This window comes from Pseudolysobacter antarcticus (genome assembly GCF_004168365.1).
Lineage (GTDB): Bacteria > Pseudomonadota > Gammaproteobacteria > Xanthomonadales > Rhodanobacteraceae > Pseudolysobacter > Pseudolysobacter antarcticus.
Genome location: NZ_CP035704.1, coordinates 2373197 through 2386355, shown reverse-complemented (window position 1 = coordinate 2386355; position 13159 = coordinate 2373197). Strand labels below are relative to the sequence as shown.

Annotated in this window: 12 protein-coding genes; 8 read left to right on the top strand and 4 right to left on the bottom strand. The window is 58.5% G+C overall.

Annotated elements, in window-relative coordinates; translation table 11 throughout:
• Positions 1-313 precede the first annotated feature (313 nt).
• The 8 genes from ELE36_RS10130 (at position 314) to ureG (ending at position 6178) form a co-directional block, all read left to right on the top strand.
• The gene (locus tag ELE36_RS10130) at positions 314-505 is read left to right on the top strand and encodes a hypothetical protein (RefSeq protein ID WP_129832968.1); all 192 of its coding nucleotides are present in this window, start codon (positions 314-316) and stop codon (positions 503-505) included.
• Between the two features lie 467 nt (positions 506-972).
• On the top strand, positions 973-1815 hold the full coding sequence (locus ELE36_RS10125; RefSeq protein ID WP_207215740.1) for an urease accessory protein UreD: 843 nt from the start codon (positions 973-975) through the stop codon (positions 1813-1815).
• A 66-nt stretch (positions 1816-1881) separates the two neighbouring features.
• Positions 1882-2184: an urease subunit gamma gene (gene ureA / locus ELE36_RS10120; RefSeq protein WP_129832964.1), complete on the top strand. Its 303-nt coding sequence runs from the start codon at positions 1882-1884 to the stop codon at positions 2182-2184.
• Positions 2185-2256: 72 nt separating this feature from the next.
• The gene (locus tag ELE36_RS10115) at positions 2257-2577 is read left to right on the top strand and encodes an urease subunit beta (RefSeq protein WP_129832962.1); all 321 of its coding nucleotides are present in this window, start codon (positions 2257-2259) and stop codon (positions 2575-2577) included.
• Positions 2574-4277 carry an urease subunit alpha gene (gene ureC / locus ELE36_RS10110; protein ID WP_129832960.1) on the top strand — a complete coding sequence of 568 codons (1704 nt, stop codon included), beginning with the start codon at positions 2574-2576 and terminating at the stop codon, positions 4275-4277. The genes ELE36_RS10115 and ureC overlap by 4 nt, the downstream gene beginning before the upstream one ends.
• Positions 4278-4315: 38 nt before the next feature.
• The gene (gene ureE, locus ELE36_RS10105) at positions 4316-4834 is read left to right on the top strand and encodes an urease accessory protein UreE (protein WP_129832958.1); all 519 of its coding nucleotides are present in this window, start codon (positions 4316-4318) and stop codon (positions 4832-4834) included.
• On the top strand, positions 4831-5529 hold the full coding sequence (locus ELE36_RS10100; RefSeq protein ID WP_207215739.1) for an urease accessory protein UreF: 699 nt from the start codon (positions 4831-4833) through the stop codon (positions 5527-5529). The genes ureE and ELE36_RS10100 overlap by 4 nt, the downstream gene beginning before the upstream one ends.
• A gap of 16 nt (positions 5530-5545) precedes the next feature.
• Positions 5546-6178, top strand: coding sequence for an urease accessory protein UreG (ureG, locus tag ELE36_RS10095; protein ID WP_129832956.1), 633 nt, complete (start codon positions 5546-5548; stop codon positions 6176-6178).
• 158 nt (positions 6179-6336) lie between these two features.
• Here ureG and ELE36_RS10090 read toward each other — a convergent pair whose 3' ends face one another.
• From ELE36_RS10090 to ELE36_RS10075, 4 genes are all read right to left on the bottom strand, one after another.
• Positions 6337-7359, bottom strand: coding sequence for a TolB family protein (locus ELE36_RS10090; protein ID WP_129832954.1), 1023 nt, complete (start codon positions 7357-7359; stop codon positions 6337-6339).
• 218 nt (positions 7360-7577) lie between these two features.
• A complete protein-coding gene (locus ELE36_RS10085) occupies positions 7578-8423 on the bottom strand; it encodes a S1 family peptidase (RefSeq protein WP_129832952.1) in 846 nt (281 codons plus the stop codon).
• A 221-nt stretch (positions 8424-8644) separates the two neighbouring features.
• Positions 8645-11728 carry an error-prone DNA polymerase gene (locus tag ELE36_RS10080; RefSeq protein ID WP_129832950.1) on the bottom strand — a complete coding sequence of 1028 codons (3084 nt, stop codon included), beginning with the start codon at positions 11726-11728 and terminating at the stop codon, positions 8645-8647.
• Entirely contained in the window at positions 11725-13155 is a 1431-nt protein-coding gene (locus tag ELE36_RS10075; protein ID WP_129832948.1) for a Y-family DNA polymerase, read from the bottom strand. Before ELE36_RS10075 ends, ELE36_RS10080 begins: the two co-directional genes overlap by 4 nt.
• Between the last annotated feature and the right edge of the window lie 4 nt (positions 13156-13159).

The following is a 13159-nucleotide window of genomic DNA, read 5'->3' as shown; positions in this document are numbered from 1 at the left end:
TATTGATTTGCGCCAAAGGATTGATATTCATCACATGGCGATGCAGCTGCCAACGCAACTATAGGCAGCAAAATCAACCGGATTTTCGCGAAATCAGCCGCTAGAGACTCCGCATTTAGGGTAACAGTAACTTATTGATATATATGCTATTAATATATTTATATAATATTTTATATATGCGAATCAATATGTTACAAAGATTCGGCAAGCGCTACCATAGGCAGCAGAATCAAGGGAACACCATCTCGATCGCGCCGTCATCGCCGAGCAGCGTTGGCTACGTGAAGTTGACCGAGCTCGCGAAGAAGCGAAGTTGGCTACCAAGGACGCAAAGGCGGCCCGCAGCCAGCTTGGTCGTTCTCGCCAGGATGTCCTGAAGATCACGAGCGCCCATGTTGCCGAGCAACGCCAACTCAAAGGGAAAGTGCGTGAGCTTGAAAAACGCCTGAAGGCACTCTCAAAAAAGAACGAGCCAAATCGTGGCGGCGCGAAAGCGAAACGCTGAAGGCATCTTCAAAATGAAAAAGGTGACACGTTAAGGCGGCATGACATGATTAAGCGGTCACATGACATGTTTAACTGGTTAACGACAGTTAAATAAGACTTTCGCTTATGTCGTTGTGTAATTTGACATAATATACATATGCGTCGTCAGTGGCGCATTCTAGGGTGTTGCGTGCGTGCCGCACACTTTGCAATGCTATTGTCTTCCGCAAGCCGATCGCCAACGCCAACGCCAACGCCAACGCCAACGCACTGTACATCTCCAGCGCGACATATGGATCAGAATATCTGGGGCTTGGCCCAAGCGCCACGCTTGCCAATTTCTACCCGGCGAAGCGGATTATTCCACCTACTTGATCGGGCACGATATCTAAGTTGTGAGTCAACGAAATTCCGCACCGACAATCCATGACTCCGCAAGCAAGATTGCAGCGCGCGGGCCCATGCATTGCGGGCATACTTCCATGCGTGAACAAGACCATACCGCTCGCATCAAACTGGCACGCCGAACTTGATCTGGAATACCGCCGGGTCGGCGAACGCACGCTGCTGGCAGCGCAACGACGGCGCGGGCCGCTGTGCGTGCAGAAGGCGCTGTATCCCGAAGGCGATGCGATTTGCCACAGCATCATCCTGCATCCACCAGGCGGAATCGCCGCGGGCGACCAGCTATATCTTGGTGTCGATCTCGGGCCGGGCAGCCACTCTTTGTTGACCACGCCAGGCGCAAGCAAATGGTATCGCTCGGACGACGCCGAAGCGGCACAGCAGCTTCACTTCACACTAGCACCCGGCGCGATGCTTGAGTGGCTACCGCAGGAGACCATTCTTTTTCGTGGCACACGTGCACGACTCGACTGCACCATCGATCTGGCACCTGGCGCGCTATTCCTGGGCTGGGAAGTATTGTGTTTCGGTCGTCGCGCGAGTGGCGAAATTTTCGATGGCGGACGACTGAGCCTGACCAGCCGCATCAGCCAATCCGGAAAATCACTATGGCGAGAGCGTGGCCGGGTCGATGGCGCCTCAGCGTTTCTGACATCGCCGGTCGGGCTGGCCGGTTGTTCGGTGAGTGCCACACTGATCCTGGCCGGCACTGATCTGGATCGATCGGTACTCGACCGGCTGCGCGAGATCGTGCCTGCGGATGGCGCAAAACACGGCATCACGCTCCTGCCGCAACTCGCCGTTGCACGTTATCTTGGCGACTCCAATGAAGCCGCGCGCGGCTGGATGATCGGGCTATGGTCGGTGCTGCGTCCGGCAGTGTTCGGGCGACCTGCGCAGGCGCCGAGAATCTGGAGTACCTAAGCTGCGCAAAATCGTTGACAATCGAAATGCCGGGCGATCCCTGCCCTTGATACGGCGCCAGCTGCAATGGAACTGACTCCGCGCGAAAAAGACAAACTGCTGATCTTCACCGCCGGGCTGGTCGCCGAACGGCGCAAGGCGCGCGGCTTGAAACTCAACTATCCCGAGGCGGTGGCGTTCATCAGCGCAGCCCTGATGGAAGGCGCGCGCGATGGCCGCACGGTCGCCGAGTTGATGAGCTTCGGCGCAAGCCTGCTGACACGCGTCGATGTGATGGAAGGTGTGGCCGAGATGGTGCCGGAGATTCAGGTCGAGGCGACCTTTCCCGATGGCACCAAACTGGTCACCGTACATCAGCCGATTCAATAAGCCGGAGATGCGCATGCGCAACGCCGAATGCGGGAGTATTCATTCCGCCAAACGAAACCGGAGCATGCCGCGATGATCCCCGGCGAGATTCTGGTCAATACCGGCGAGATTGAACTCAACGGCGGTCGCGATGTGGTCGAGATCGTGGTCGCGAATAGCGGCGATCGGCCGATTCAGGTCGGCTCGCATTATCATTTCTACGAGGTCAACGACGCACTCGAATTCACGCGTCGTGTTGCCTACGGATTTCGCCTCGACATCGCCGCTGGAACTGCGGTGCGCTTCGAGCCGGGCATGCGCCGCACGGTGCGTCTGGTCGCGCTCGCCGGTGATCGGCGCGTCTACGGATTTGCCGGACGCATCATGGGCGCGCTCGAGGATGTCCCGACATGAGCCTGAAAATTTCGCGCCGCGCCTATGCGGAAATGTTCGGCCCGACTGTTGGTGATCGTGTGCGTCTGGCCGATACCGAACTGTTCATCGAGGTCGAAAAGGATTTCACGATCTACGGCGAGGAAGTCAAATTCGGTGGCGGCAAAGTGATCCGCGACGGCATGGGCCAGAGCCAGCGTTGCGCCGCCGAAGTGGCCGACACAGTCATCACCAACGCGCTGATTGTTGATGCCAGTGGCATCGTCAAGGCTGACATCGGCATCAAGCACGGGCGCATCGCCGGCATCGGCAAGGCCGGCAATCCGGATATCCAGCCGGGAGTGACAATTGCCATCGGCGCCGGCACCGAAATCATCGCCGGCGAGGGTTTGTTGATCACTGCCGGTGGCATCGATACGCACATTCATTTCATCTGTCCACAGCAGATTGACGAAGCACTGATGTCGGGCATCACCACCATGATCGGCGGCGGTACCGGCCCGGCAACGGGCACGTTCGCCACTACCTGCACGCCCGGGCCGTGGCACATCCACAAAATGCTGCAGGCGGCCGATGCGTTCCCGATGAATCTCGGATTTCTCGGCAAAGGCAACGCCAGTTTGCCGTTGCCTTTGCGCGAGCAGATCGACGCCGGCGCGATCGGCCTCAAGCTTCACGAAGACTGGGGCACCACACCCGCGGCAATCGACAATTGCCTCAACGTGGCGGATGAAACCGATACCCAGGTGGCGATCCATACCGATACGCTCAACGAATCCGGATTTGTCGAAACCACCCTCGCCGCCTTCAAGGGCCGCACCATTCACACCTATCACACCGAAGGTGCTGGCGGCGGTCATGCGCCGGATATTATCCGCGCTTGCGGCGAGGCAAATGTATTGCCGTCATCGACTAATCCGACGCGGCCATACACCATCAACACGATCGATGAACACCTCGACATGCTGATGGTTTGCCATCATCTGGATGCGTCGATTGCCGAGGACATCGCGTTTGCCGAATCGCGTATCCGGCGCGAAACGATTGCAGCCGAAGATATCCTGCACGATCTCGGCGCGTTCTCGATGATCTCCTCGGATTCGCAGGCAATGGGACGCGTCGGCGAAACGATCATTCGTTGCTGGCAGACTGCGCACAAGATGAAAATGCAACGCGGCGCGCTCGCGCAGGATAGTGCACGCAACGACAATTTCCGAATCAAACGCTACATCGCCAAATACACCATCAATCCGGCAATCACGCACGGCATCAGCCATGTCGTTGGTTCGATCGAAGTCGGCAAACTCGCCGATATGGTGTTGTGGAAGCCGGCGTTTTTCGGCGTCAAACCGTCACTGATCCTGAAAGGCGGCATGATTGCGGCGGCAGCGATGGGTGATCCAAATGCTTCGATTCCGACACCACAGCCGGTGCATTATCGACCGATGTTCGGTGCGTTCGGTGGTGCGCTGGCGACTTCGCTGACGTTCGTATCGCAGGCAGCGCTGGCCAATCCCGCGCTCGCTGCACTCGGTCTGCGCAAGCCGCTCGAAGCCGTGCGCAATACGCGCAATATCAGCAAACACGATATGCGGCATAACGATCTCTTGCCGAAAATCGAAGTCGATCCGGAAACGTATGCAGTGCGCGCCGATGGCGAGTTGCTGGTATGTGAGCCGGCGGTCGTATTGCCGATGGCGCAGCGTTATTTTCTGTTCTGACATTTCTGGGTTTCAATTTTTCAAATTCGAGGTAGCGCATGCTCACAGTGCATGAAAAAACCGACTCAGCCAGCAGCGCTACCGAACAACTGGTGCTGCCTTACGAAAGTCGCTGCAAACGGCGCATGCGCAGCAAACTGCAATCCGGTGAAGAAATCGCCTTGATGCTTGCATCCGGCACGATCTTGCGCGGCGGCGATTTTTTGGCTGGCGATGATGGTCGCGTGATTGCCGTGATCGCCGCGTCCGAAGCGCTGATCGAAGCGCGCTGCACAACGCCGCTGCAACTCGGACGTGTGGCGTATCACCTCGGCAACCGGCATGTTGCGGTCGAAGTCGGCGATGACTGGCTGCGTTTTGTCGCCGATCACGTGCTGGCGCAAATGGTGCAGGGACTCGGTTGCGCAACGCGTGCAATCAACGCGGCGTTTGAACCGGAAGCCGGCGCCTATGGCGCGCACGCGCACGAACAAAACCACAGCAACGTGCGCTTGTTCGATCCGGGCCACGGCGCACATCGATCGCTGCCAAAAATCCATGAATTCCCGTCGTCGTGAGCGCCGTATTTTCAATCCCCGGTGCTGCGCTGCCACGGCTGTTGCAGTTGGCCAGCCCCGCACTGCCGGTCGGCGGCTACAGTTATTCGCAGGGACTCGAATACGCGGTGGCGAGCGCGCTCGTGACCGATGAAACATCTGCCTTGCGCTGGATCGGCGATGTACTCGATCTAAGCCTGAGCCGCTATGAAGCCCCGTTGCTGGCGCGCGCGCACAGCGCCTGGAGCGACACCGACTTGGCACACGTGAGTGCGCTCAACGACGATTGGCTGGCGAGCCGCGAGAGCGCGGAATTGCGCGCCGAAACTATCCAGATGGGTTATTCCTTGCGGCGCCTGCTGCATGAAATGGGCGATATCGATACCCGCCTGCTCGCGGACCTCGATCAACTCGGCGACATCGGCTTTCCGCTGGTCTGGGCGGCGGTCGCGCAGCACTGGTCGATTCCGGTGGCAATAAGCCTCAACGTCTATCTGTGGGCATGGCTGGAGAATCAGACCATGGCGGCGCTCAAGACCGTGCCGCTGGGTCAGGCCTGCGGTCAACGTCTGTTGTTCGCGATCGGCGCGCGCATCCCGGCGCTAGTCGAACGCGCGCTCGATCTGGACGATACACACTGGAGCAACTTTGCTCCCGGCCATGGGCTTGCCAGCATCGCGCATGAAACCCAGTATTCCCGCCTTTTCCGGTCCTGACCATGACAACGCTACCATGACAAATCTCGTGAACAATCCGCTACGTGTCGGTATAGGTGGCCCGGTCGGCTCCGGCAAAACTGCACTGACACTGGCGCTGTGTCAGGCATTGCGCGATCACTACCATATCGCCGTCGTCACCAACGATATCTACACCGCCGAAGACGCGCAGTTTCTGGTGCGTCATGGCGCGCTGTCGCCGGATCGCATCATCGGTGTCGAGACGGGCGGTTGTCCGCACACCGCGATTCGCGAGGATGCCTCAATCAACCTCGAAGCGGTGGCGCGGCTGCAGCGCCGCTTCAGCGATCTGGATGTGATTTTCATCGAAAGTGGCGGTGACAATCTGGCCGCCACATTCAGCCCGGAACTGTCCGACCTGACGCTGTACGTGATCGACGTCGCTGCCGGCGACAAGATTCCGCGCAAGGGTGGCCCGGGCATTACCAAGTCGGATTTACTGGTGATCAACAAGATCGATCTCGCACCGATGGTCGGTGCATCGCTCGAAGTGATGGATCACGACACGCGCAAGATGCGCGGTGTGCGGCCATTCGTTTTCAGCAACCTGAAAACCGGACAAGGATTGCCCGAGATCATCGAGTTCATTCAAACCCAAGGGCTGCTGCCCCGCGCAGAATTGGTTTGATGCGGCTGACAGGACGCGTCGCTGACTCTGCGCAAAGCGCTCCCATACGTCGCCGCAGCGTCACCAATCAGGTAGCACGAACTGCCCTGGCCTGATCACGTGTGCCACCGACGAAAATTTTGATCAAGGCTGCACCGGCGCGCGCGCGGCCTGGTGGATCAGTGCTGAAGATGTGGATCGCGGCGGCTATCCAGCCACTCCGCCAGCGATATTCTCCAGATATTGTAATTGCCGTTGTCCCAACTCTGCAGGCGCTGGGTATCCTTCTGCGCCTGCTCCCGCGTGCGTGGAAAGTTTACTGGTGATACGCGTTCGCTGCTGAAGTACAGCGTACGCTGATCTGGGCTCAAGCGCGGCTCGGCGTCGGAGCCGGGACTGTTCACGACATTGCCGAGATGGATAGGCTCGCCCCATGTCGTTCCCTCGCGAAAGGCGATGAACAGATCCATGCCCCGACTGGGTTTGCGTCCGGAGGCAAACACGATGAACGATTCATCGGGCGCCACCGCAGGGTCGACATCGGTATTGCTGCCATCGCTGAAGGACAGTGGCTGCGCAGTCTCGTAAGTCCCCTTGCGATACTGCGCACGGTAAAGACGAAACTTGCCGCTCTGCTTGTCGGTGGTCATGAAATAAAGACTACCGTCGCTGGCAACGCTCGGTGCAAACGTCGAAGGACCGGTGTTGACCGTATCGACAAGTCGTACTGGCCGCCCCCAGCCTGAGCCTTTGCTATCCACGCGCCAAAGATTACCGCCTGGGTGTGTAGCACCGTTGTAAGTTGCTTCGACTGGTTTTCCGTCAATACCCTCGGCCGGTCGATTGGAAATGTAGATCAGGTAACTGCCGTCCGGCGCCATGGCCGGTTCCATGTCGTTCCACTCCCCCGAGAACGGCGCAATTTCCGCCGCGGACCAATTGCCACCGATCTTGTGCGAAACCGAGATGACCGATTGGCTCGTATTGCTGCGTGTGAAATAGACCGTGTTGCCATCCGGCGTAAATGCCGGCGCCGAATCATGCGCGGGGCCGGATATCACGCCAGGTGCGAATACCGTCGGCACCGAATTCGCCAACGCATCGGCGCCAGCAGCTACAGCGATTGCGGGAGCTACGACAACACCACAGGCAACAAACCCCGTGGTCAGCATTGCTCGCGCCCTTTGCCGAAATCGCGTCATGACATTTGTCCTTGATGTATTGGTGGCGGGCTCGGTCAGACTGCGAAATATGGCGCGAGTTCTTAATGCGGCTTCCTATATGCGGTGAGCTGCTCCAAATACCAGCTGTGTCGAATCAGGCTTGCGCGAAAGGCAAAGCTTGATACCTCGCAAACTTCGCTCAGCAAGTATTGCCTAGAAGTTCGATACAGAGCTCTTGCATAGCAGCCCGGCTATAGCTACGGGTTCGTGCCCAACCGCAAATCAAATCCATTTCGAAACACAAAATCACAGGGCGCCTGTGATCCACTGAGCTTGCAGGCATCGGTGGCGTGCTGCAGGATAAAATTCAGTACAGCGTCAGTTCGCGTCGTGGTGGCGGACGCTCCCGTTGCGCAGTTTGAGGTATTGCCGTAGCTGATGGTCGAGTAAACCACGGGAGCATTCCCGGCCGGTGACGTATATCCAAAAACGGGGCCACCAGAATCCCCTTCGCAAGCAAGCGATGGCGAAGGGGAAAAAGTCATCGTTCCCGATGTTTCGGCGCTGATCATCATGGTGCCGAGTTGCTTGTGCATGTTGTTCTGATTGTTCTGCGTCACCCCGTACCCGAGAAGGTACAACGTCGTGCCGACGGGCGGCGGCGCGAGATCGTTGATCACGAACGGCTGAATCAGCAATGGATCCGTCAACTGTATCAATCCAACATCGGAGCTCAGTCCATCGTAGTTCGGATCGAAAACAAAACTCGATATCGGAAGCCCGCTACCCAACGAGGATCCGTAATCGGGCTGCGCAATAAAAGTCGTATTCGCTACCGTTTGATCCCCATTGAGGCAATGCGCCGCCGTCAGCACCCAGCGCGGTGATATTAACGTGCCCGTGCACTCTTCAAACGATCCGCCTGGCAACAGCGTTATAACGGCGCCGACCGCTGGCCACAAGGAGCTTGCCGTGCCGTGGCTGACATCCGGCGATGGTGAAATTGAGAACGATTCAGGGGCGGCGGCTGCGGCTACTCCAGCAACAGCGAAATGCGCGAGCACGACGCCCCCGATCAGGGTGTGGACTAAACGAATGACCATCGAGGCATCTCGCTAGGGATCGGAAAAAGTTTACCCCAGTGCAGCATGTGGCATGCAAAATATTGATCGGTTTCAAACCAACACTTCGCGCGAGATCCTCTACCACGCGTTGGTTTGGTTGGAGCTGAGCACGTGTTCTGATTAGCCCCAGATTTCGACGCGCTTCAAGCGAAAAGCCCTCTGTGAAACTGAGTGACACGTCCCTGCTGGCCGCGATGAAGTCAATAAAAATCTCGCGATCGCGTATCCAGTTGTCCGAGCAATTTCGTCAGATCAATCAATCTTCCTGCAATCAGATGCTGCACACCATCCGCTGATTCCAGTACACCATCGACCGCCAGCAGCCGTGATTCCAGCAGTACCCGTCGCTGACGTTGCGCGAGTCGTTGCCAGATCACCACATTGATCATCCCTGCTTCGTCCTCCAAGGTCAGAAACGTCGTGCCATTGGCGGTCGCCGGACGCTGGCGCAAGGTGACCAAACCTGCTGCTCGCACCGCTGTGCCGTGCTGCAGGCGGCGCAGATCGACCGAGCCTTTGCAGCGCTGTGCCGTGAGCTGACGACGCAGCAAAGACATGGGATGTGGGCCGAGTGTGAGCCCGGTACTGGCGTAGTCGGCAATCAGATTTTCGCCGACCGTGGGCATGGGCAAACTCACACTTTCTTCTTCGACACGTAGTTCACCGAACAACGCGAGTTGCGGTTCTACGCCAGCCATCGCCCAGCGTGCGCGGTGACGATTTCCGGTCAGGCCACGTAACGCATTGGCATCAGCGAGCAAGGATTGCGCACGACGATCCAGCGCCGCCCGATCACACAAATCGGTGAGGTTCAAAAAGTGGGATTGCTCGCGTGCGCAGGTGATGCGCAGCGCCACATCTTCGCGGAATCCGCGCACCTCACGCAATCCCAAACGGATAATCGGTTGTGATGCACATCCCTGCACTTGCGGTTCGAGCGTGCAGTTCCACTGGCTGAAACGAACATCGACCGGATAGATGCGTATGCCATGCTTGCGCGCGTCTTGCACGATCTGGCTGGCTGTGTAAAACCCCATCGGCGCCGAGTTCAGCAACGCACAGGCGAAGGCCGCTGGCTCGTGGCATTTCAACCAGCATGAGACGTAGGTCAGCAAGGCAAAACTCGCTGAATGACTTTCCGGAAATCCGTAACTGCCAAAGCCTCGCATCTGTTCAAACACGTGCTCGGCAAACGCCACGGTGTAACCATTTTTCTGCATGCCTGACAGCAGTCGATCATGGAACTGCTCCAAGCCGCCATGGCGTTTCCACGCGGCCATGCCGCGGCGAAGATCATTGGCTTCGCCCGGCGAAAATCCTGCGCCGAGGATCGCCAATTGCATCGCCTGCTCCTGAAAAAGAGGCACGCCCAAGGTGCGATCGAGTACGCCGGCTAATGCTCCGGTTAGCGGCTCGTAGGTTTCCAGCCCTTGCCGCCGACGCAAATACGGATGCACCATTTTTCCCTGAATCGGGCCGGGCCGAACGATCGCCACTTCGATGACGAGATCGTAATACGTCGCCGGTTTGAGGCGCGGCAGCATCGACATCTGCGCGCGTGATTCGATCTGAAATACACCCACCGTGTCGGCCTTCTGGATCATGGCGTAGGTCGCGGTGTCCTCGGCAGGTATCGTGGCCAAAGTCATATCCAGACCACGATGTGCTCGCAGCAAGTCGAAGCATTTACGGATGCACGTAAGCATCCCGAGCGCGAGCACGTCCACCTTGAGCAGTCCGAGTGTGTCCAGATCATCCTTGTCCCACTGGATGATCGTGCGATCCGGCATGGCGGCATTTTCCACTGGCACGATTTCGTGCAAAGGATGTTCGGAGATCACAAATCCTCCGACGTGTTGCGACAGATGGCGCGGAAAACCGATCAGGTCTCGCGCCAAACTCATCAGGCGCTGCATCGCGGGTGATTCCGCCTGAAAGCCGCACTCGCGCAAACGCTCTTCCATGCCATCGAGGTTGTCCCAAGCGGTAAATGCACGACTAAGTTGATCGACCTGATCGGTGGTCATGCCCAGCGCTTTCGCGACATCCCGCACCGCACTTTTGGAGCGGTAGCAGATCACCGTGGCGGCGAGTGCGGCGCGGTCACGCCCGTACTTGCGATAGATGTACTGGATGACTTCCTCGCGTCGCTCGTGCTCAAAATCGACATCGATATCCGGTGGCTCGTTGCGTTCTGCGGAGATAAATCGTTCAAACAGCATGTTCGAAAACGCCGGGTTTACCTCAGTGATACCTAGCGCAAAACACACCGCCGAGTTGGCAGCAGAACCACGGCCTTGACACAAGATGCCCTGCTCTCGCGCATACCTCACAATGTCGTGAACGGTCAGGAAATAGGATTCGTATTTGAGTTTCGCAATCAAGACGAGCTCGTGCTCAAGCTGTTTGCGCACATGCGGCGCAATGCCTTGCGGCCAACGCCAGCGTGCGCCCGTCTCGGTCAACTCGCGCAGCCACGCATCGGCCTTGTATGTGGCAGGCACCAGTTCACGCGGATATTCATAGTGCAGGTGATCGAGTAAGAAGGTGCAACGCGCGGCAATCGCTACGCTGGCATCGAGCAATTCCTGCGGATAGATCGTGGCAAGCGCTTCGCGTCGACGCAAATGGCGCTCGCCATTTTTGAAGAGGTGTTCGCAACCGGCATGCACGGTGGTGCGATGGCGGATGGCGGTGAGTGTGTCTTGCAAGGCGCGGCGGCGACGCACATGCATATGTACATTGCCGGCAGCCACTGCTGGCAGACCGGCCGCGCTGGCCAAGGTCATCAGCATGCGCAGACGCGTGGCATCATCGGGGCCGCGATGTAATTCTACTGCCAACCATGCGCGATCCGGAAATATCGCGGACAACCAGCGCCCATCTTCTGCGCTCGAATCAATCGATGGTATCCACAGCGCTAGCAAGCCCGTGGTGTCACCCAGATCCTGGCGCGACAGTTGGTACTGACCTTTCTGCGCATTGCGTCGGCCGCGCGTGATCAATCGGCACAATGCGGTGTAGCCGGTGGTGTTCTGCACCAGCAGCACCACGGTCATGCCGTCTTCAAAACGTATCTCGCTGCCTACGATCAGCGGCAGGCCAAGTTTTTTCGTGGCTTCGTAGGCGCGCACGATTCCGGCGAGAGTGCATTCGTCGGTGATCGCCAGCGCGCGATAGCCGACCTTCTTGGCGCGCTCGGCCAATTCAAGCGCGCTGGAGGCACCGCGCAAAAAGGTGAAATTGGATAGACAGTGCAACTCGGCGTAAGCGGGCGGACTCATGCGAACCAGCCGTGCAGCATCCACGGCCCCGCATCATCAAGCAGACGAAACGCCCACGCGCGTTGTCCGAGGCGGGTTTCAATCACGTAATAATCGCGACGCACATCTTGCTGCAAGCCCTCCCACCAGCCTGATTCAATACGCTCCGGGCCGGCCAGAATATGCTGGGGTTGGCCGTGCAACGGTAGCGGCCAGGGGAACAACCAGGTCGGTCGTGTGCCGTCACGGGGAATGGTCATTGCCGTTCGTTGCGAGAATGCAGCGCGGCGCCAAGCGTATTCCGGGCGCGGATCGTGCGTCGCGGTGAGTTGGTAAACCTGCTCCTGACCCAGCCGCGCGCGCAGGCGATCGGCCAGCTGTGACCAGCTCAACTGGCTACCGCTGGAGCGATCATCGAACAAGTCTTCGGCATCTGGTACATAGGCTGGCAATTCCTCGGCACGGATGCTCAGCGCGCGTACGGCAGCAGGCACGGTCATGCGCTGAATCATCAGGCGCGCTACTTCCATCAATGCGTTTGCGTGGCGCTGCGGACTTTGCAGACCCACTGTCAGCAGGCTGGACGGCAGATCGTCGTGATCCAGCAGGATTTGAAACTGCTGCACTCCGCTGTCGCGACCCTGCAGGTACACCGAAAAATCGCTGAGCAATCGGCGTAGTGGAAACAGCAGGATTTCGCTACTTTCGATCGCGTGATCAAACTCCATGCGCGTGAAAAAACATGCCGGCGGATGATGCAGAGGCAATGGATCTGGCGCGTCACCGCGCAGGCGATCCAGATGATCGAGCAGCGCTGGTGTGAAGCGTTTGGCCACCCCGCTACGTGGCAACGCAAAAAGCTCGCGCAGACGGCGGATGCCCATCGCGTGCAGTGCCGATACATTCTCGTCAGGCAACCGCGCTGCGCTCAATGCGATGTGTGCCAAGGCGCCTTTGAACGGCCCGGATTGCATTACGGCAATGCCGTCCTGGCTGGTCGCAAGCACGCACGCGCCCAGTGCGGTGGGGGCGATGGCAATACGATGTGTGATGCCCAGCTCGATCAGTTCGCTGCGCAAGCGGCGCTCAAGATTCGGCCACGGACCGAACAGATTCAAGCTCGCCCCGATCTCGACCAAGATCGCATCATGCTCACGCAGACTGACCATCGAGCTGTAACCATACGCCCACGCGGCCAGCAGATCACGCAGGCGCGTCTCGGCAGCCGCGTCATAGGCGATGCAACGAAACTCCGGCAATACCGCACGCGCGGCGGCCAGGGGTTGGCCAACGTGTATCCCGGCGCGTAATGCAGCGACATTCGCGTCGCGCACGATCCGTCGTTGTGCCGGACCATCGGCAATAACTAATGCCGCGGTGGTATCTGCACTACGACGTTGAACATCATCGAGCGCCAGATGCGGCAAAAGGAGGCAGGCCCACAGCATGGTC

Coding starts and splice junctions, on each gene's coding strand:
- ureG (WP_129832956.1), top strand. CDS start 5,546: ATGACAAATCTCGTGAACAATCCGCTACGTGTCGGTATAGGTGGCCCG.
- ureC (WP_129832960.1), top strand. CDS start 2,574: ATGAGCCTGAAAATTTCGCGCCGCGCCTATGCGGAAATGTTCGGCCCG.
- ELE36_RS10115 (WP_129832962.1), top strand. CDS start 2,257: ATGATCCCCGGCGAGATTCTGGTCAATACCGGCGAGATTGAACTCAAC.
- ELE36_RS10075 (WP_129832948.1), bottom strand. CDS start 13,155: ATGCTGTGGGCCTGCCTCCTTTTGCCGCATCTGGCGCTCGATGATGTT.
- ELE36_RS10090 (WP_129832954.1), bottom strand. CDS start 7,359: ATGACGCGATTTCGGCAAAGGGCGCGAGCAATGCTGACCACGGGGTTT.
- ELE36_RS10080 (WP_129832950.1), bottom strand. CDS start 11,728: ATGAGTCCGCCCGCTTACGCCGAGTTGCACTGTCTATCCAATTTCACC.
- ureA (WP_129832964.1), top strand. CDS start 1,882: ATGGAACTGACTCCGCGCGAAAAAGACAAACTGCTGATCTTCACCGCC.
- ureE (WP_129832958.1), top strand. CDS start 4,316: ATGCTCACAGTGCATGAAAAAACCGACTCAGCCAGCAGCGCTACCGAA.
- ELE36_RS10085 (WP_129832952.1), bottom strand. CDS start 8,423: ATGGTCATTCGTTTAGTCCACACCCTGATCGGGGGCGTCGTGCTCGCG.